The organism is Vibrio sp. R10-SF1-ISO8, assembly GCF_059833805.1.
In genome coordinates, this window is record NZ_JCBDHL010000012.1 from 116,254 (window position 1) to 135,352 (window position 19,099).

Genomic DNA, 19,099 nt, shown 5'->3' on the forward strand with positions numbered 1-19,099 from the left:
GCTTGGAATGGATTCGATAAAACAATTACTCGCGATCGTCGGCATCGCTATCTTTAGCCCTTTAGTGGGTGCTGAAACTATCACAGTTGAGCACCCTATGGGCCAAACAACGCTTGAGTCTAACCCTCAAAGGGTTATCGTTTTGGGCATGGATACCTTAGACGTACTTGATAGTTTAAACATAGAGCCCGTTGGCGTGGTAAAAGCGCCAATGCCGCAGTATCTACATAAGTATCAAAGCAATAAGTACCCTGCTGTCGGTTCTTTGTTCGAACCGGACTTTGAGACTATCTATACCCTTAAACCTGACTTAATCATTGCTAGTAACCGCAGCTCAGAGTCTTACTCAGAACTGACAAAAATTGCACCAACCGTGGTGTTTATGGCTGACCCTGCAAACTACTGGGCAACCACACAAGAAGCATGGCGCATGCTGGGTAAAATTTTTGATAAGAGCGAGCAAGTAGAAAAACTTATCGCGGAAAAACAACAGCAGATTGATGCTATTAAATCGAAGACAACCCCGGCACATCAAATCATGTTAGTCATGACCAATGGGGGCAAGTTGACCGTGTTCGGCGCACAATCTCGTTACAGTGCTCTGTATAAACTTTTTGGTTTTTCAGAAGTTAGCGTTAATGAGGGAAATAAAACTCACGGTGATTTGATTAGCTACGAGTTTATTGCAAACGCCAATCCACCCTACTTGCTAATCCTCGATAGAGATCAAGCCATTGGACGTGATTCTGGTGAGGCCTTTAAAAAGCTCAATAACCCTTTGGTAGCGCAAACGGGAGCCGCTAAGAATGGCCACATTCACTATCTTAACCCACATGCTTGGTACATCTCAGCCAGCGGTATTCAAGCGACACAATTTATGATTGATGACGTCAACGCCGTGCTGAATTAAACCATCACTAAAAAGCCAGCCAGTATCCACTGCTGGCTCTTTACTCAGAAAACTCAGAGAAGAACATCACTTGATTTCGCCCTTTTGACTTAGCTTTAAATAGCGCTCGATCCGCTTCGTCAAACAATGCGGTGTGAGGCAAGTTGATTCTTCCATCCCACAAAGCGCCACCAATACTCACAGTAACAAAATCACAATCGGCATGAGCATGAGGTATTTCAAGTTTCTCAACCTCATAACGCAACGCTTCAGCAACCTTCTTAGCCTCTTCAATCGTGGTGTTACGCAGAATAAAAGCAAACTCTTCACCCCCTATTCGCGCGAACACATCTCTTTTACGGCTGGTAATTCGGCTCAATGCCTGACAAATATTTTGTAAGCAGTAGTCACCGAGTTGATGCCCATAGTGGTCGTTATACTGTTTGAAATAATCAATATCCAAAATCAGCAAGGCAAAGTCTTCATCACTCTCGTGACTCTGGCGCATGGTATTTTCCATCGCCTGCTCATAAACTCTGCGGTTAGCAATCCCAGTCAGGGGGTCTAGGCTCGCCATACGCAACAGTTCTTGTTCTTTCTTGCGAAAATGCTTGTTGGTGCTATCCAGCAAATAGTTATAGGTCATAGAGAGATTGGAGTAGCTTGAACCGTGGTCGACTTCGAGATGCTTTTCTTCATCATGACTTTTGACTACGCGATCAAACTGTTCCATCAAGTCAATGAGCTCATCCTTCATACCATGCTCTCCAAAATTAAGCCCGATGGTTTCGGTTTGAGCCGACACGCGGAGAGGATGAAAATGGTTAATGAGTTTGAGTAGTGGATAGCTCACCCCGACCACCCATACAGCGGTTGAGGCGATACCCGTCAACTGTATAAATAACTGATCAATTCGGCTAGCAGCATGGAGCTGATCTATTGGCGCAAATAATGCGACCGCGAGGGTCCCCCACACTCCACCGCCTAAGTGAACAGGGACGGCTGATACCACATCATCTAATCGGAGTTTTTCTAAGAGGCTAACCAGTATCACACTAATGCATCCGCCAACTGCACCAATGGCAACCGCTCCTGCCAAGTTAGCAATATTGGCACTTGCTGAGATAGACACTAAGCCAGCCAAAAGTCCATTCAATATGTAACGCGTACCACGCATGGAGTGGATGTTCCAAGACAACAATAAGGCACTAAAACCGCCGGTACAGGCTGATATCGCCGTATTTGAAAATATCTTTGCTAGGTTTTCATCAGGATGGATTACGCTACCACCATTAAAGCCGAACCAACCAATGAAAAGTAGAAACGTGCCAAGCGCAGAAAGAGGTAAGTTTTGGCTGTACATTTCTCTTGGTTTACCATCTTCGGTATAGCGACCTAGACGCGCACCGACAACAACAATGGCAACCAGAGCGATCCACCCACCGACAGAGTGAACCACTGTAGAGCCTGCAAAATCAATGAAGCCGCGTTCAGCGAGCCAACCCATTCCCGTTGACTTAATATGGGTGCCATTCCAAATCCAATGGCCCACAACTGGGAACAACAAGGTTGCAGTAATCAATGAGCTAATTAAGTAGCCTGAGAACCGCATCCGTTCGGCCACCGCGCCAGATAGAATGGTCGCTGCGGTGCCACAAAACATCATTTGGAATAGAAAGAATGCGAGAATCAACGGCACTGTTTGTTCTGACAAAACAAACAAGTCCGTCCCTATCCACCCGTTCCAGCTTTCCCCATACATAAAGCCAAAACCGATTAACCAATAAAACAGGCCACTGACACAGAAATCGGCGACATTTTTGAGCGAGACATTAATGTTGTTTTTGTTACGAACCAACCCACTTTCAAAGCAAGTAAAGCCCGGCTGCATCAGAAGAACTAATGCAGTACACAACAGAATCCAGGTAATGCTAATCGTGTCGCTTTCGATCATGGCTAGGCCCAAAAGGTCGCTCTATTTTACCTTTGTTATTAACCGAGCATAGTTAAGTGACGGAGTATTCTCCACTTTTCTCTAAGGTATTACCTTCTAGGCCATTCAAAATGAACTTTGGAACAAACTAAGACAAAAAATAAAAATTGATAATGCGAATTTTAAAGAACACGCCTTAACCTTCTATTAGGTACACCTTCTCCCCACTTTGTTTTAAGTGGGCGATAACTCCCTTACGCGTAAGATTGTTTTCATGGAGAAATACGGCAAGTTCTTCGGTTATTCTTCCTATTGTTCGCACTTCAAAACACTGCTCGCCTTTGCGAATCAGATAAGCATCTGTTTTCTTCTCGTTCTGTTCAATTTTATCAAACAGATACTCCTTACTGATGCCTGCATCTTTCAGCAGTTTATAGGCGACTTCGAGCACAGCTTCACTATTTTCCTTAATGAGTTCGTCGCAGGCGGCATTGAACTCATTCCTCACACTTTCGATCGTTTCGTTGTCAGCATGTTCAAGTAGTATTTTTAAATGCTTACTTTTATATGAAACCATATTTGGAAGTTCAGGAATAAGACTACTTCCTTTGACCGTTTCATTCGCTGAAACTTTAGTATCATTATCAACAATCACGATTTATAAACCCATACAACTAAAACTGTTTTACATTAAACATTTTAAAATATTTTCAGTCAACCCAATTGTATTTTGATTTCATTTATCTTTATTTGAATGCACTTCGCTATCTAAGCGATACACAATTAATTGCGACTTTCGACAATCAAGCCCCAGTTATTTTCTTTGTTATTTTTATCAGTTAAGCAAAGTATTGTTTGCCATTATTGAAACCATCTGCTGCAATTAGTCCATCGAATAGTCAGTACAAGTATCCAGATGAATTTACGTACTTTTTTAATGATGGCAGTCGTATTAACTTTCGCCGGTTGTGCCACCTATGCTGGGCTAAATTACGACCAGTTATTTGGCGAGCCTAGCGTGCAAGAGCGCCGAACTGATTTGAATAGCTCGGAGAGTGATTTCTTCCTTGCCGAGGTTAAACCTATTCTCGATAAACGCTGTGTAGTCTGCCACGCTTGTTACGATGCTCCTTGCCAACTAAAAATGTCATCGGTTGAAGGCATTGACCGTGGCGCGAGCAAAGAGCTGATTTATCAAGGCACTCGTCTTACAGCAGCCACACCTCATCGACTATTTGAAGATGCTCAAACCACCCAAGAGTGGCGCGAGCTCGGCTTTAACCCAATACTTAACGAACGCGTACAAAACCCAACAGCTAATTTAGAGGCAGGGCTTGTCGCTCGTATGCTAATGCAAAAAGAGGCCCACCCTCTTCCAGATCAAGCTCAACTCGAAGGCTTTGACTTTTCGGTTGATCGCTCTCAAGTTTGCCCGACAATTGAAGAGTATGACCAATACTTACAAGACTACCCGACTTGGGGTATGCCTTATGGAATGCCAAACCTCGCTTCCAACGAATACTCCACGTTAATAAGTTGGCTTCAAGATGGCGCGACAATGAATCAGCCGCTACCTTTGACTTCAGCTCAAGCACAGTTAGTCAGCGAATATGAAACACTACTCAACAAAAGCCCTCGTAAGGTTCAACTTACTGCTCGCTACATATACGAGCATTTGTTCTTGTCGCATTTATACTTTTCCGACTTAAACGAACAGCATCCACGCTTTTTCACTCTAGTGCGTTCAAGTACACCGCCCGGTCAACCTGTAAAACGTATTGCGACCCGAAGACCATACGATGATCCAGGCATTTCTCGCGTTTACTACCGATTGATACCCGAGCAAGGCACCATTGTTGACAAGACCCATATGCCATTCGCTTTGAACGAAGACCGAATCAACGATTGGAAAGAGTGGTTTATCGACGCCGATTACGATGTCGCGAAGCTTCCAGGTTATACCCCTGATGTTGCTGCAAACCCGATGACAGCATTTATTGACCTACCGGTTAAAGCTCGCTTCAAGTTCATGCTCGACAATTCGCAGAATACGATCAATGCCTTTATTAAAGGACCAGTTTGTCGTGGACAGTTAGCGCTAAATGTCATCAATGACCGCTTCTGGGTGTTCTTTTTAGACCCAGACAAAGCGGATATCCCTGAAGTAAACGAGTTTTATCATACCCAAGCTGACAACTTAAAGCTGCCAGGAGAGCTTGAAAGCAATACCTTACCTATCACCAACTGGGTCTCTTACTCAAGGCAGCAAGCACGTTATTTACAGGCAAAATCTGACTTTATCAACCAGTGGTTTAAAGATGGCAAACATTTAACCACGGATGTCATTTGGACAGGAGAAGGAACGAATCAGAACGCAGCCCTTACAGTATTCAGGCACTTTGATAGTGCATCTGTTGTTCAAGGCTTAGTCGGCACACCGCCCAAAACAGCTTGGGTGTTGGATTATGCTCTCATCGAGCGCATCCACTATTTACTTGTCGCTGGATTCGATGTGTACGGCAACTTCGGACATCAGTTAATGACGAGGATGTTTATGGATTTCTTACGCCTTGAAGGTGAAAGTAATTTCGTTGCCCTACTGCCTAGAGATATGCGCCATAAAGAACACTCAAGCTGGTACAAAGACCAAAGTGCTCAGCTTAGTGACTTCTTACAACGCAACGTTAAGCCGTTTGATCAACCTACACAAGTGCCGTATCAAACAGACGATCCAAAAGCTGAGCTATACGATATTTTACAGACTCAACTTGCTCCTGTGCTGACTAATCGCTTCAAAATCGAACAAACAGGAATGACGCTTGAAAATGAGCAACTGCTGCGCAGTATAGATAAGATCAAAGGCAAAGGGCTTATCTATCTGCCTCAGATAATGATGTTAATGATTGAGTCTGATAACGGTAAAGATCAGCTCTACACCTTGTTGCACAATAATGCTCATACCAACATCTCTAGTCTATTTGATGAGGAAAGTAACCGCGATCCGACCAATGATGATCTTACTTTGGTTCGTGGAGTGATCGGTAGCTACCCAGCTGCGTATCTATCCCTTAAAGAACAGCAAGTGCCAAAACTGGTCGAAATGTTGAAAAATATTTCGAGCGAGGAAGATTACGTTAAGCTGTTGGATACCTTTGCAATTCGTCGTAGTTCAGACCAATTTTGGCCATTTAGCGATAAAATTCACGCATGGTATCAAGAGGATCAACCTATCGAATTTGGCCTGCTTGACTACAATAGATTTGAGAATAGGTAGAACCGTTCAACTGCGCATGACACGCTCAGGGAGGTGACTATGGGTATCAATGACAGCATTAGAGCTTTGGAACAACAAATTTATGTTGCCTGCTCAGAAGGTGATTACGACACCGTACAGATGCTTGAACATCAGCTTGATAGCCTTAGGAACAAGGCTGAACATCCTTTCGATGATGATCCTTATGCTCCTGAAGGGAAAATAATCCCTGATGATGACTGGTACTAACGAAAACGCCCCATCGTAATTTACATGGGGCTTTCTTTTGCCCATCGCCCATTACACACGTATAATTCACTCCTCTATAAACAGCGCTTTACAAAGCAATTTTAATCGCTATCATTTGCACGCAAACGATTGCCTCACTTTTTATGTGCCTATTTTGAGGGTTTTATGCTGTCTGATATTGAGATCTGTCGCGATACTACACTAATGCCAATTTCCCAAGTTGCTGAGCGTGCTGGTCTGCATGCAAATGAATTCCATAGCCAGGGAAAACACAAGGCTAAAGTAACTTTAGAAAGCTTAGCGCGCTTGCAAAACAACGTCACCGGAAAACTCGTATTGGTGACTGCAATAACCCCTACTCCACTTGGCGAAGGAAAAACGGTTACTACAATTGGCTTATCTCAAGGCATCGCCAAACTTAATCGCTCCGTTATGGCCTGTATACGCCAGCCTTCAATGGGCCCTGTTTTTGGTGTCAAAGGAGGTGCGGCTGGCGGTGGTTACTCTCAGGTCGCTCCAATGGAAGAATTAAACCTTCACCTGACGGGTGATATTCATGCCGTTACTGCAGCACATAACTTAGCTGCAGCTGCGATTGATGCACGTATCTATCATGAGCAACGCCAAGGCTTTAAAGACTTTGAACAGCGCAGTGGATTAACTGCCCTCAAAATTGACCCTCAACGCGTTGTCTGGAAACGTGTCATGGACCACAACGACCGAGCACTGCGTATGGTGACGGTCGGCATGAACGAAGCGAACAAGACCATTAATGGCTTCGAACGCCAAGATGGATTTGACATCTCTGCCGCTTCCGAGCTGATGGCAATTCTTGCGCTCGCTTCTGACTTAAAAGACCTTCGTGCTCGTATTGGCCGAATTGTTGTCGCATACGATATCGATGGCAAACCTATCACCACGGAAGATTTGCAGGTCGCAGGTGCCATGGCCGTCAGCATGAAAGAAGCGATTGAGCCAACCTTGATGCAGACGTTAGAAGGCGTTCCAACGCTTATCCATGCGGGCCCGTTTGCAAATATTGCTCACGGTAACTCGTCTATTATCGCAGACAACATCGCGACAAAACTGTGTGAATTCACCGTAACGGAAGGTGGATTTGGTTCTGATATGGGTTTTGAGAAAGCCTGTAACATCAAAGCTCAGATGTCAGATAAATCACCAGATTGTGCCGTCATTGTTGCCACTTTACGCGGTTTAAAAGCTAACTCAGGGCTGTACGATTTAAAGCCCGGCCAAGCAATACCAGAAATGCTGTTTGAGAACGACGAAAAGGCCCTCATCGCCGGATTCGATAACTTAAAATGGCATATCGACAACGTAAACAAATACGGCGTGCCTGCGGTTGTTGCAATAAACCGTTTCCCTCAAGATAGTGACCAAGAGCTTCAAGCTCTAAAAGCCATGATTGAAGCTTTACCAAATGATGTTGAAGTCGCTATCAGCGAAGGGTTCGCTAGAGGTGGCGTAGGGACACTAGAACTAGCAGAGAAAGTCGTTGCTCAATGTGACAAAACAGCCCACTTCAAGCCACTGTATCAATTTAGCCAAACGACTGAAGAGAAGCTAATGGCTGTGGCTGAAGCAGGTTATGGCGCATGTGGTATTACTCTTAGTTACCAAGCAAGAAAACAGCTTGATGAGTTAAAACAGCATGGCTTCGACAACTTAGCGGTTTGCCTTGCAAAAACACCACTGTCTATTTCCACCAATGGCAGCATTAAAGGTGCGCCTTCTGGCTTCGATGTGCCAATCCGTGAGTTACGACTGTGTGCGGGTGCGGGCTTTGTTTATGCGCTTTGTGGCAATGTAATGACGATGCCGGGCTTGCCAGAGAAGCCTGCGTTTATGAATCTCGATCTCGATGATAAAGGAAACATTGTAGGCTTGAGCTAAAGTCAGTGAGACTAGCATGGCCCTTACAAAACACCGGCAAGATCTACTGTAGCATTCCAATATATCTTTCAGGCTTCGTGAATCGCCGACCAATTCAGCACTATATCCTGTTTAGTGCTGAAGTTAACCTCCAAATCACGCAAATTTGTTCTACATAAAGTGAGCAAGATCTATACAAATCTTGAATAATTCACACCAATAGTGACTGCTATTCAACATATTGCCCATGAAAATAGAGTGATAATCTCAACTATGAGAACATACGTAATCTGTTGAATAAGGTGACATTCCTCTGTGTCTGACGTTCCTTGCATCTGCATGATAACAAGCTGAGCGCGTACTAGCCCCGACTGAGTAGCCATATTACAAAGTGCAGCGTGTTCAACAGTGTATGTTTAACTTTTTGAATGAGAGATCTATGAATAGAACAACGTTAATTGCACTCGCTGTGAGCTCTGGTCTTGCTTTCAGTTCAGTTGCGCAAGCTGCCACCCCTAAAACCGCTTTTGTACACCTATTTGAATGGGGATGGGAAGATATTGCTACGGAATGCGAGACATTCCTTGGTCCAAAAGGCTTTGCCGCAGTGCAAATCTCACCACCAAACAAAACCATATCGGGCAACCAATGGTGGACTCGTTATCAACCTGTCAGTTACGCATTTGAGAGCAGAAGTGGTGATAGAGCCCAATTCCAAAGCATGGTTCAGCGCTGTAAAGCAGCAGGTGTCGACATATACCTTGATGCCGTAATCAACCATATGGCGGCATGGAACCGTTCGTTTCCAGAAGTCCCGTACGGAAGCAACGATTTCCATACCTGTACCAGTTCCGACATCGATTACGGCAACCGTTGGCAAGTACAAAACTGTGACCTAGTTGGACTCAATGATCTTAAAACTGAGTCTGAGTATGTTCGCCAGAAAATCGCTGATTACATGAATGATGCGACCAGCATGGGTGTTGCAGGCTTTAGAATTGATGCAGCTAAACACATTCCTGCTGGCGATATTGAAGCGATTAAGAGCAAGCTCACGGGCAACCCATATATATTCCAAGAAGTGATTGGCGCTTATTCAGAGCCCGTCAAACCTTCAGAATACAAACACATCGGCAATGTTACTGAGTTTGACTACGCACGACGTGTCGGCCCGGCGTTTAGAAATAGCGACATTGCTAGCCTGCGTAATATAGGCTATGAACTCGAGCTATCCAGTAGCGATGCCGTGACATTCGTAACTAACCATGATGAAGAGAGACACAATCCAAATGGTCCTATTTGGCACGGCGTCTCTGGCAATGGCTACTATCTTGCAAACATCTTTACCCTCGCCTACCCATATGGTTATCCAAAAATCATGTCGGGTTACTTCTTTGGTGGTGACTTTGATGCAGGCCCACCGAGCAATGGCGTGCACACTGGTGATGCATGTAGTTTTGATGGCGGTAGCTGGGTGTGTGAACACAAATGGCGCGGCATTGCCAACATGGTGGCGTTTAGAAATCATACCGCAGCAGAGTGGAAAATCACGGATTGGTGGCAAAATGGTAACGACCAAATTGCCTTCGGCCGAGGTGGCCTAGGCTATGTGGTGATCAATAAACGCTATGGTAGTGAACTCTCTCAACGTTTGCACACAGGTATGCCAGACAATGTCTACTGCAACATCATTGAAGCAAACTACGATGAGCAAACTGGCGACTGTGTGGTGGCTGCGGGAGCTCAAGGCCCAACAACGATTACCGTCAGCGGTGGTTATGCCGATTTCTCGGTGGCGGGCGACCACGCCGCCGCAATTCATATCGGTGCGGTAGTGGGTGAAGCCTGTACAGATTGCAACCCAGATCCTGAACCAGCAGTCGAGCAAGAGATCTGTTTTGATAACCAGCAGAACTTCAATGCTCCAACGCTTTACTACTGGAATGTAGCAGCCGAGTCGACCATCGATAATGCCACTTGGCCTGGTGTTCAAATGCAGCTCAAGAATGGGGTTTATTGCCACAACTTTGGCACTAAGATCAGCAGCGCTCAAGTTATCTTTAGCGATCATGGTGCCAACCAGACAGACGATCTTAACGCTTCTCAAGGTGCGCTCTGTTACCTATCGGGGGTATGGGCTCCGCTTAGCCAGTGCAGCAATGAAGGTAAAGAAGTATGGTATTTCCGAGGTACGCCGAACCAATGGGGCTTAACTCAGCTAAGCTACGATGCTTCAGCTAAGAAGTACTACACCGTTCAGTCGTTTGCAGGAGAAGAGAACCCAGCGCGCTTTAAGATTGACAATGGCAGCTGGACTGAAGCCTATCCTAGTTCCGACTATGTGGTCAGTGACTATGCGACCTATCGAATTACGTTCGACAGTGAAACCAAAGCAATCTCTGTAACACAACAAAACTAACCAAATAAAGGCTTTCATCTCACACGAGGTGAAAGCCTTATCCTCCGAATTGCCCCAACAATCAACGATGTAACTCCTTGCTGAAGTAGCACCACCAGTGAAGTTAATCCCAAGATCATGTACCATTGAAACATTACTCGAACAGACCGGATGTTTTCATGGAAGCAGAGTTACTGGAAATCAAAAATTTCCTATCCCAACACCCACCTTTTGACGAACTCGAAGACAATGTACTCAACTATGTCACCAAGCACGTTGAGATTTCTTACTACCGTGAAGATACGCCTATCATCCACTTTGGCGATGAAATTCACGATCTCTATATGGTACGAAGCGGTGTTGTTGAAGTTTATCGACGCAAAGGCGAGCTCTATAACCGTCTTGATGAGGGTTCCTTGTTTGGTCAAATGGGTCTACTCACAAACAACAAAGTGCGTTTCCCTGCCAAAGCGATAAAAGATACTCTGCTCTACTGTATTCCTGAGGCAGTCTTCCAAGAACTCTATGACGAGCATGAGACTTTCGCTGACTTCGTTGAAGTGGAAGATACCGCTCGTTTGCGCCAAACCGTCTCTAATAGTAGTGAACAAAACGACCTGACAACGTCCAAAGTAAGAACTCTGCTCACCAGCGAAGCGCCAACGATTCCGAAATCTGAATCCATTCAGAATGCAGCGATTAAGATGGCGGAAGAAAATGTCTCTTCACTGTTGATCATCGACCCAGACGTGGCTCAAGACGATGAAGATGATAACAACCCACTGGTTGGTATCATCACTGACCGTGACCTATGTACCCGGGTCCTCGCCCAAGGCTTAGACCCAAGCGATGATGTATCTACCGTTATGACCACAGAAGTCATTTCGCTCGACCATAACGCTTATGTATACGAAGCCATGCTGACGATGCTGCGTTACAACGTCCATCATCTTCCTGTCCTCAAAGACAAACAGCCGATTGGCATCATCGAGGCTACGGATATTGTCCGTTACGAATCTCAGAACTCTCTACTGCTAGTCAGTACCATTTTCCAGCAACAGTCCGTCGAAGAGCTTTCTACCCTTTCAGAGCAAGTAAAAGACAGTTTTGTACGTTTAGTAAATGAAGACGCCAACTCACATATGGTGGGTAGTGCGATGTCGGTGATAGGTCGAAGCTTCAAACAACGCATCATAGAACTTGCAGAAGAAGAACTTGGTGAGCCTCCCGTACCCTACTGTTTTGTTGCTCTAGGCTCGATGGGGCGAGACGAACAACTGCTGGTCACCGACCAAGACAATGCCATCATTCTTGATAACACCTTTGTAAAAGAACAACACGATAGTTACTTTGCTCAGCTCGCTAAAATTGTCTGTGATGGTTTAGATAAATGCGGTTACACCTACTGTACCGGCGACATTATGGCAACCAATCCGGATTGGCGTATGACTCGTACCGAATGGGAAGAGTGTTTTGCTGATTGGATTGATGACCCAAACCCTAAAGCCCTACTTAACGCCTCGATATTTTTTGACCTCGACGGTGTTTATGGTCGATTAAAATGGGCCGAGCACCTCAATGGGTTTATTGTGCGCCGTGCACGTAAGAACAATCGCTTCCTCGCCTGCTTAGCCCGCAATGCTATGAACCGCACTCCACCTCTCGGCTTCTTCAAAGACTTCGTGATGGAGAAAGATGGTCAGCATAAGAACTCCATCAATCTTAAACGTCGCGGAACTGCGCCACTCGCAGATTTGATTCGTGTGCATGCGCTCGCCGTTGGCTCTCGCTCTAAGAACTCTTTTGAGCGATTAGATGATATTCACGAGGCAGGCATTCTACCTAAAGGTAAAGCTCGAGACTTAAGTGATGCACTCGAATTTATTTCTATGGTTCGAATTCGCCACCAAGCTCTAGACGTTGAAAACAAGATTGATCCTGATAACAACATTGAGCCGGAAAACCTGTCAGATTTTGAGAGACGCAATTTAAAAGACGCATTCCAGATCCTAAGTAACGCGCAAAACTTCTTGAAGTTCCGTTACCAAGCCAGCAACAACTTTAAGTGAGGTGGCTATGCTGAATAAGATTATGTCTCCTCCCTCTATTGACTGGCAAACTAAGTTCAGCCGTAAGTTAGAGGTCGCGCAGAACCAGGCTTTAAAGCAATACTATCAAGCAGGAGTGCCCGCCCCTTCGACCCCACTCGAAGAAGTCACGTTTCTTGCTATGGACTTCGAAACAACGGGGCTTGATTCCGATCAAGATGACATCATTACCATAGGTACGGTGCCTTTTAACCTCAATCGCATTTTTATCAATCAGGCACAGCACTGGACTGTCAAACCTCGCAAGCAGTTAGCCGAAGAGTCGGTGGTCATTCACGGCATTACCCACAGCGATGTGCTGGACGCCCCAGATCTGATTGGCGTTTATGAAGAGATACTCGCTCAGATGGCAGGAAAGGTAATGGTGGTTCATTACCAGCGAATCGAGAGAGAGTTCTTCGACAAGGCGCTCAATGCACGAATTCGAGAGGGAATCGAGTTTCCTGTTGTCGACACGATGCACATTGAAACCCAACTACAGCAAAAAGCCAGCGGTGGGATTTTAAACAAGATAAGAGGTAAAAAGCCTGAATCAGTAAGACTAGGAGCAAGTCGCTCTCGGTATGGGTTACCGCTCTACACGCCACACCATGCATTGACTGATGCGGTGGCGACAGCTGAACTTCTGCAAGCACAAATTGCCCATCACTACGATAGGAATATGCCTATCAGTCAACTATGGATTTAGGACGGCACACACATTAAAAAAGGGACGATATTCGTCCCTTTTTCGTTTTAATATGATAAATGCGCTTATCGCTTCTCGGTACGCATACCCATTAGCAAGCTGATACACATCAATAGCAATACAAAGGTAAATGGCAACGCTGTTGAAATAGCACCTGCTTGAAGCGCTTGAACCGCCTCTGAGCCACCAATCCATAGCAGAGCTACTGCAATCGCACCTTCCATGAATGCCCAGAAAACACGTTGAATCACAGGCGCATCCACCTTACCACCAGCGGTAATACTATCGATTACCAAGGATCCAGAATCCGATGAGGTAATAAAGAACACCAGAACAAGAATCACAGCAATGATAGATAGGATCGAACCAAACGGAAGTACATCGAACATTTGGAACATAGCCAGTGATACATCGGTAAGGCCTTCTGAACCTAGTTCACCAACACCGTTAATCACTTGGTCAATTGCCATACCGCCGAATGTCGACATCCAAAGTAATGTCACTGCTGTTGGTACTAGCAATACTGCCGTGATGAATTCACGGACTGTACGCCCTTTAGAAACACGTGCGATAAACATACCAACAAATGGCGACCAAGAAATCCACCAAGCCCAGTAGAATACAGTCCAGCCTTGGAACCAAGCTTCATCTTCACGGCCGTGAGGGTTACTTAATGGTACTAAGTTTTCCAAGTAAGCCATTAGTGTCGTACCAATATTACCGACAACCATTGCGTAGCCAATCAGTGCAACCAAAATCAGCAGTAGGAAAGCAACAATCATGTTGATGTTACTGATAACCTTTACGCCACCATCAATACCACGAAGTACCGAAACGACAGCAAGCATGGTCACTACTGTGATAACGACAATTTGTAGCCCTAGACCAGACTCAATACCGAACACATGATGAATACCACTTGCCGCCTGTTGAGCGCCTAAACCCAGCGATGTCGCCAAACCAAACAAAGTTGCCAGTACAGCAAGAATATCAACAATATGACCTGCCCAACCCCAAGCGCGATCGCCCAGAATTGGATAAAAGATTGAGCGAATAGAAAGTGGTAACCCTTTGTTGTAAGCAAAGAAAGCGAGCGATAATGCCACTACACCGTAAATTGCCCATGGGTGCAGCCCCCAGTGGTACATTGTCGCACCTAGCGCTAATTTAGCCGCTTCAGGCGTATTTGCTTCGACACCAAGTGGCGTTTCATACCAACCAGTAAAATAGGCTACTGGCTCTGCGACACTCCAGAACATTAGGCCAATGCCCATACCTGCAGCAAACAGCATTGAAAGCCAAGAAAGGTAAGAGTAGTCAGCTGTAGCGTCAGTACCACCTAGGCGAATCTTACCTAGAGGTGAAACTATCAAAGCTAAGCAGAAGATAACGAAGATGTTCCCCGACCAGATAAACAACCAGTCAAAGCTACCTATAATCTGCCACTTAATTCCATCCAGAGTCGCTTTAGCAGACTCTGCATCCATAACCAGAACTGCAATCAAAAATACTGCAATCAAACCTGCACTCCAGCCAAATACTGGATTGTGCACATCGAATCCCCATTTCTGTACATTATCTTGACCGATTGTATAGTCGGTACTGTCGATACTGTACTTATCTATGCCTTTAGTCATCATTCCTCTCTAGCATCTGATCCTTAATGTGTATCAGCAAATCACTCTTAAATCATTAGAGTTAAAATTGATTTTTGTAACAATGCAATCTGATACAGCTCCCAATATTGTACGCTTCTTGTCGTTTTGTGCCAGTAATAAGCTGTTTTTTCGCCACAATTTAGGAAAATGGTGACCTGAACGATTGGATATTAATCAATTTGAGTTACACTCAAAATTCAATACTGTTTGAGTACTAAATAAGTACACTAAACCATAAACAAGAGAGGGCAAAAACAGTGTGAAAAATTGTGATAATTGAGACTTTTTTTCGTCGATTTTTTCAGGTATTTTTCGCCTACTTTTTTCCATCAACTCTCGACCAACCAAGGAAACGCATTGGAAAAGCACGAAGAAGTTCTGATCTCGATCCGCCAAATCATTCGAGCGATCGATTTACACTCAAAAAAACTCAGTAAAGAGTCTGGTCTTACTGGCCCTCAACTTATCCTAATGCGTTCGATTAAAGAGCTAGGTGAAGTAACCATTCGCCAACTTTCGGACCACACCAACATGAGTCAAGCGACGGCGACAACCATTCTCGATCGCTTAGAACGCAATGGGCTTGTACAGCGAGTGCGTAGTGTCAAAGATAAGCGTAAAGTTCATGCGTACTTAACTGAAAAAGGGCAAGCTCTATTGCTAGAAGCCCCAACCCCACTACAGCAAAGCTTTATTACCAAATTCCAGCGTTTAGAAGAATGGGAGCAATCGCTTCTGCTCTCTTCGGTTCAACGTATCTCTTCAATGATGAATGCGGAAGATATTGACGTGGCTCCTGTCCTCGAATTGGGTAGCATTACTAAACCTGAATAACCACCCAGAAATTTGCTTTCATCCTGCTTTGAGCATACGTTTATTGAACAACAATAATAAACTCTAACTAGCAGTCAAAGAGGATGTAATGGGTAAGAGTGATACATTACATAAGCAACATGACGAGGCGATACTCGACTTAACGCAACAAAAACAGTTGCTAAAGGTTATCGCCACTATAACGCTACTCGTGTTCGTACCACTCGGCATTAAGAACATTATGATTGGCGAGTTGATGCTAGGTATTGTACTGCTCGCCTTTGAAATTTCTCTGTTACTCGAAGTCACTGCCATTGTTTACAATAAGCAGACGTTTTTTAGTTATTACCTACCGCTTTCTCTACTCATCATATCCGCGATCTTAACCGTTGCTATTTTCGGTACACTGGGGACGTATTGGCTTTACCCAGTCGTTATCGGTATCATTTTTCTTCTGCCAAAACGTGAAGCCATCATTTCCAACGCAATTATCATTATTGCTTCAGGCTACGCAGCGACACTCCATGTTGACCATGGGATTACCGCTCGTTACGTCATCTCTTTGATTGTCACGGCGATCTTGGTTCACGTGGTTGTTGGAGCCGTACGTAAACTACAGGCTGACATGCATAACTTACTCGTCCGTGACCCTATGACTGGCGCATTTAATCGTCATGAACTAAACAGCTCCCTTCAAGACGCGGTTGAGCACTACTCCACTTCCACCATAGCCATCGTGGACGTCGATCGATTTAAGTACATCAATGACCGCTATGGCCATGACGTAGGAGACCGAGTGCTAATGGTGATTGTTAAAACCTTCAATCGCTATATGGGGCCGTCGGATAAGCTGTTTCGTTTAGGCGGGGATGAATTTCTTCTTATTTTTCATGGAAAAGATCGGCTTCTTACCGAAGAGATCATGAACTATATCGCCAAAGAAATCAGGCATACTGTTCATGCTAACTCTACAGGGATAACCATCAGCGTAGGCGTCGCTGAATCCGAACCTTTTACAGAAATTCGTGAATGGATGAAACGTGCAGACTTAGCGTTATACGAGTCAAAACGTCTAGGGCGCGACAAGGTGTCATACTATACGCCCTCCATGTCGGCGCAATTTGAACAACGTGAAATTGAAATATCTGGGCGCGCTAACCTCCGCTAAAAATTGGCAGCTCACTCCCCCCTTTGACTTGGCGAATGGCCAAATGGGTGTGTATGTCTTTGACGTTTTCTAAACGCTGCAACTTACGAGTGAAAGACTCATATCCTGCTAAATCATGACTTACCACTTCTAAAAGGTAGTCATAAGCTCCAGAAACGACATGGCAGCTAATCACCTCGTCCATTTCTTGAACTGCTTGCTCAAAGTCATCAATACTCGACGCTTGGTGATTGTTTAAGCTGACCTCTACAAACACTGTCATGCCCACACCAATAAGGTCTTTATTCAGGCTTGCACGATAATTAGCGATGATTCCAGACTCTTCAAGACGCTTAATTCTTCGCGCGCAAGGTGAAGCGGACAAACCGACCTTATCTGCGATATCTGCCGTAGACTGACGAGCATCTTGTTGAAGCAAACGTAAAATGTGCTTATCAATTCGATCCATAACTTATGCGCCTTTTTCTAGCATACTAACCACTTATATTGACTGATTCAGCCAATCTAACTTCATATTGTAATGAATATTGCCAGATTTCACCTCAAGATACGTCTCATAATGTTCACAAGTTAAATTTTGGTCACGTATGGATATGCTTTCTGGACATTTGGCAATGATTGCCACGCTATTACTTTGGTCTGGTTTCTTTCTTTCACTGAGAAGTGGAGCGCACTCAGAACTGCTCACAGCAGATATCGCGCTCACGCGCTTTATCATTCCCTGTGTCGTGTTGACCCCCCTCGTTTACAAAGCCAGAGAGGCGATCCTAGCGGTACCTAAACGCTATCTTCTCGGTATGTTTATAGGTAGCGGCTTACCTTACCTCCTGATCGCTGGTACGGGAATGAAATTCGCTCCAGTTTCTGATGGCAGTGCCCTTATCCCCGGCACACTCCCGCTTTTTGTGTCTGGAATAGCAGTATTGCTTTTTAAGCAGCCACTCAGTACTCACCGACTTTTTGGATTAGCGCTTGTGATTGGTGGTATCGTCACCTTTCTGATGCAAAGTGTTGGCAATTCTCATTCAGATTTACTGCAAGGTCAGATGCTGTTTCTTATCGGCAGCGCAATGTGGGCCACCTTCACTATTTGTGCCCGTGTCTCGAACCTAAATCCGTTAGCGGCCTCTGGACTAATCTCTCTGATGTCCATGTTAGCCCTCTGCGGTCTTGTTTTTGCAGGTGTACTCGACAGCTATCTCTATCAGCACAGTCCTATGGCGTGGCCATGGAGAGAGCTAGGTGGGCACATCATGCTGCAAGGCGTTGGGGCAGGTTTAATCGCTGCTTTTACTTACCTTCATGCTATATCAGTCTTAGGGGCTGAGCGCACCGCCGCATTTGGCGCAGCAACCCCAGCGGTTGCAACTCTGCTTGCGATTCCTGTTTTCAATGAGCACCCTTCGCCATTAAGCTGGCTAGCGCTGAGTCTTATTTGTGTAGGGAGTTTAATTGCGAGCAACATACTGATGAAAAAAGACACATCGCTGCAGTATCAACCGCCATCATTTAAGTCGGGTGTTAAGTAATCCAACTAAGTGGTTATTTTTGATGTTGTGGTCTTAACTCGGTATAGTTCTGCACTTACCTAGCTATAGTGGAATCAGACATTGAAAACACCTTGTATCGCTGCCTGTAAAAATAACGAAGGGATCTGTAGTGGATGTCATCGCACGGTGGATGAGATTGTTAACTGGCGCCATCTTTCTGATCAAGAGCGCGATCAAGTGATGGCAAACCTGAGCGGTAAAACTTCCACGCATAACTGCCCCTCATGCCATCAGCCTGCTCAATGTGATATCAGCCAAGGTAAGTCAACTTGCTGGTGTTTTGATATTGAAAAACGCGACACGTCAGATCTGCCAAAAACCGATACTTGCTTATGCCGCAAGTGTTTATCTAAGCTGCCGACTGCATAAAAGGCAGCTTTGATAGCATATGAATTTGGATAAGTTTTTCTAATCCATAATCAAAATTTTTATCTTGCTTAAGATCACACTTTTCAATTGCCAGACTCGCCAAGTCATTCTAATATCTCGCGCCTGAAAG

General features: G+C 45.0%; 15 protein-coding genes. 11 read left to right on the forward strand and 4 right to left on the reverse strand.

The features are described from left to right. The first annotated feature begins 7 nt into the window (after positions 1-7). Positions 8-910 carry a siderophore ABC transporter substrate-binding protein gene (locus AC6R00_RS09865; protein ID WP_500640277.1) on the forward strand — a complete coding sequence of 301 codons (903 nt, stop codon included), beginning with the start codon at positions 8-10 and terminating at the stop codon, positions 908-910. Positions 911-950: 40 nt separating this feature from the next. Here the strand turns inward: AC6R00_RS09865 and amt are convergent, their stop codons facing one another. Then, the gene (gene amt / locus AC6R00_RS09870) at positions 951-2,843 is read right to left on the reverse strand and encodes an ammonium transporter (protein WP_500640278.1); all 1,893 of its coding nucleotides are present in this window, start codon (positions 2,841-2,843) and stop codon (positions 951-953) included. Positions 2,844-3,018: 175 nt separating this feature from the next. Beyond that, positions 3,019-3,477, reverse strand: a complete 459-nt coding sequence (locus AC6R00_RS09875; RefSeq protein ID WP_500640279.1) for a hypothetical protein — start codon at positions 3,475-3,477, stop codon at positions 3,019-3,021. Between the two features lie 261 nt (positions 3,478-3,738). On the opposite strand from AC6R00_RS09875, the gene AC6R00_RS09880 reads away from it, so the two are divergent. The 6 genes from AC6R00_RS09880 to AC6R00_RS09905 all read left to right on the forward strand — a co-directional run bounded on the left by AC6R00_RS09880 (position 3,739) and on the right by AC6R00_RS09905 (position 13,411). Further along, the gene (locus AC6R00_RS09880) at positions 3,739-6,096 is read left to right on the forward strand and encodes a fatty acid cis/trans isomerase (RefSeq protein WP_500640280.1); all 2,358 of its coding nucleotides are present in this window, start codon (positions 3,739-3,741) and stop codon (positions 6,094-6,096) included. Between the two features lie 39 nt (positions 6,097-6,135). Next, complete coding sequence (locus tag AC6R00_RS09885; protein ID WP_239852971.1) at positions 6,136-6,324, forward strand: hypothetical protein; 189 nt, start codon at positions 6,136-6,138, stop codon at positions 6,322-6,324. Positions 6,325-6,489: 165 nt separating this feature from the next. Then, positions 6,490-8,238 (forward strand): formate--tetrahydrofolate ligase, encoded by a 1,749-nt coding sequence (locus tag AC6R00_RS09890; RefSeq protein WP_500640281.1) that lies wholly within the window; start codon positions 6,490-6,492, stop codon positions 8,236-8,238. A gap of 418 nt (positions 8,239-8,656) precedes the next feature. Continuing rightward, a complete protein-coding gene (locus AC6R00_RS09895) occupies positions 8,657-10,636 on the forward strand; it encodes a starch-binding protein (protein WP_500640282.1) in 1,980 nt (659 codons plus the stop codon). 158 nt (positions 10,637-10,794) lie between these two features. After that, entirely contained in the window at positions 10,795-12,684 is a 1,890-nt protein-coding gene (locus AC6R00_RS09900; protein WP_500640283.1) for a DUF294 nucleotidyltransferase-like domain-containing protein, read from the forward strand. A 7-nt stretch (positions 12,685-12,691) separates the two neighbouring features. After that, complete coding sequence (locus AC6R00_RS09905) at positions 12,692-13,411, forward strand: 3'-5' exonuclease (protein WP_500640284.1); 720 nt, start codon at positions 12,692-12,694, stop codon at positions 13,409-13,411. A gap of 65 nt (positions 13,412-13,476) precedes the next feature. On the opposite strand, the gene AC6R00_RS09910 is transcribed toward AC6R00_RS09905, so the two are convergent. Further along, positions 13,477-15,048 carry a BCCT family transporter gene (locus tag AC6R00_RS09910; RefSeq protein WP_500640285.1) on the reverse strand — a complete coding sequence of 524 codons (1,572 nt, stop codon included), beginning with the start codon at positions 15,046-15,048 and terminating at the stop codon, positions 13,477-13,479. A gap of 378 nt (positions 15,049-15,426) precedes the next feature. On the opposite strand from AC6R00_RS09910, the gene AC6R00_RS09915 reads away from it, so the two are divergent. Both AC6R00_RS09915 and AC6R00_RS09920 read left to right on the forward strand, forming a co-directional pair. Beyond that, entirely contained in the window at positions 15,427-15,903 is a 477-nt protein-coding gene (locus AC6R00_RS09915; protein ID WP_500640286.1) for a MarR family winged helix-turn-helix transcriptional regulator, read from the forward strand. Positions 15,904-15,991: 88 nt separating this feature from the next. After that, positions 15,992-17,050 carry a GGDEF domain-containing protein gene (locus AC6R00_RS09920; RefSeq protein ID WP_500640287.1) on the forward strand — a complete coding sequence of 353 codons (1,059 nt, stop codon included), beginning with the start codon at positions 15,992-15,994 and terminating at the stop codon, positions 17,048-17,050. Here the strand turns inward: AC6R00_RS09920 and AC6R00_RS09925 are convergent. Beyond that, positions 17,037-17,498: an Lrp/AsnC family transcriptional regulator gene (locus tag AC6R00_RS09925; RefSeq protein WP_069668246.1), complete on the reverse strand. Its 462-nt coding sequence runs from the start codon at positions 17,496-17,498 to the stop codon at positions 17,037-17,039. The two genes, AC6R00_RS09920 and AC6R00_RS09925, sit on opposite strands and share 14 nt — an antisense overlap. A gap of 145 nt (positions 17,499-17,643) precedes the next feature. On the opposite strand from AC6R00_RS09925, the gene AC6R00_RS09930 reads away from it, so the two are divergent. Beyond that, positions 17,644-18,579 (forward strand): DMT family transporter, encoded by a 936-nt coding sequence (locus AC6R00_RS09930; RefSeq protein WP_500640405.1) that lies wholly within the window; start codon positions 17,644-17,646, stop codon positions 18,577-18,579. Positions 18,580-18,660: 81 nt separating this feature from the next. Continuing rightward, positions 18,661-18,969 carry a cysteine-rich CWC family protein gene (locus AC6R00_RS09935; RefSeq protein ID WP_500640288.1) on the forward strand — a complete coding sequence of 103 codons (309 nt, stop codon included), beginning with the start codon at positions 18,661-18,663 and terminating at the stop codon, positions 18,967-18,969. The last annotated feature ends 130 nt before the right edge of the window (positions 18,970-19,099 follow it).

Coding starts and splice junctions, on each gene's coding strand:
- AC6R00_RS09930 (WP_500640405.1), top strand. CDS start 17,644: ATGCTTTCTGGACATTTGGCAATGATTGCCACGCTATTACTTTGGTCT.
- AC6R00_RS09890 (WP_500640281.1), top strand. CDS start 6,490: ATGCTGTCTGATATTGAGATCTGTCGCGATACTACACTAATGCCAATT.
- AC6R00_RS09905 (WP_500640284.1), top strand. CDS start 12,692: ATGCTGAATAAGATTATGTCTCCTCCCTCTATTGACTGGCAAACTAAG.
- AC6R00_RS09865 (WP_500640277.1), top strand. CDS start 8: ATGGATTCGATAAAACAATTACTCGCGATCGTCGGCATCGCTATCTTT.
- AC6R00_RS09880 (WP_500640280.1), top strand. CDS start 3,739: ATGAATTTACGTACTTTTTTAATGATGGCAGTCGTATTAACTTTCGCC.
- AC6R00_RS09925 (WP_069668246.1), bottom strand. CDS start 17,498: ATGGATCGAATTGATAAGCACATTTTACGTTTGCTTCAACAAGATGCT.
- AC6R00_RS09900 (WP_500640283.1), top strand. CDS start 10,795: ATGGAAGCAGAGTTACTGGAAATCAAAAATTTCCTATCCCAACACCCA.
- AC6R00_RS09895 (WP_500640282.1), top strand. CDS start 8,657: ATGAATAGAACAACGTTAATTGCACTCGCTGTGAGCTCTGGTCTTGCT.
- AC6R00_RS09910 (WP_500640285.1), bottom strand. CDS start 15,048: ATGACTAAAGGCATAGATAAGTACAGTATCGACAGTACCGACTATACA.
- AC6R00_RS09885 (WP_239852971.1), top strand. CDS start 6,136: ATGGGTATCAATGACAGCATTAGAGCTTTGGAACAACAAATTTATGTT.
- amt (WP_500640278.1), bottom strand. CDS start 2,843: ATGATCGAAAGCGACACGATTAGCATTACCTGGATTCTGTTGTGTACT.
- AC6R00_RS09920 (WP_500640287.1), top strand. CDS start 15,992: ATGGGTAAGAGTGATACATTACATAAGCAACATGACGAGGCGATACTC.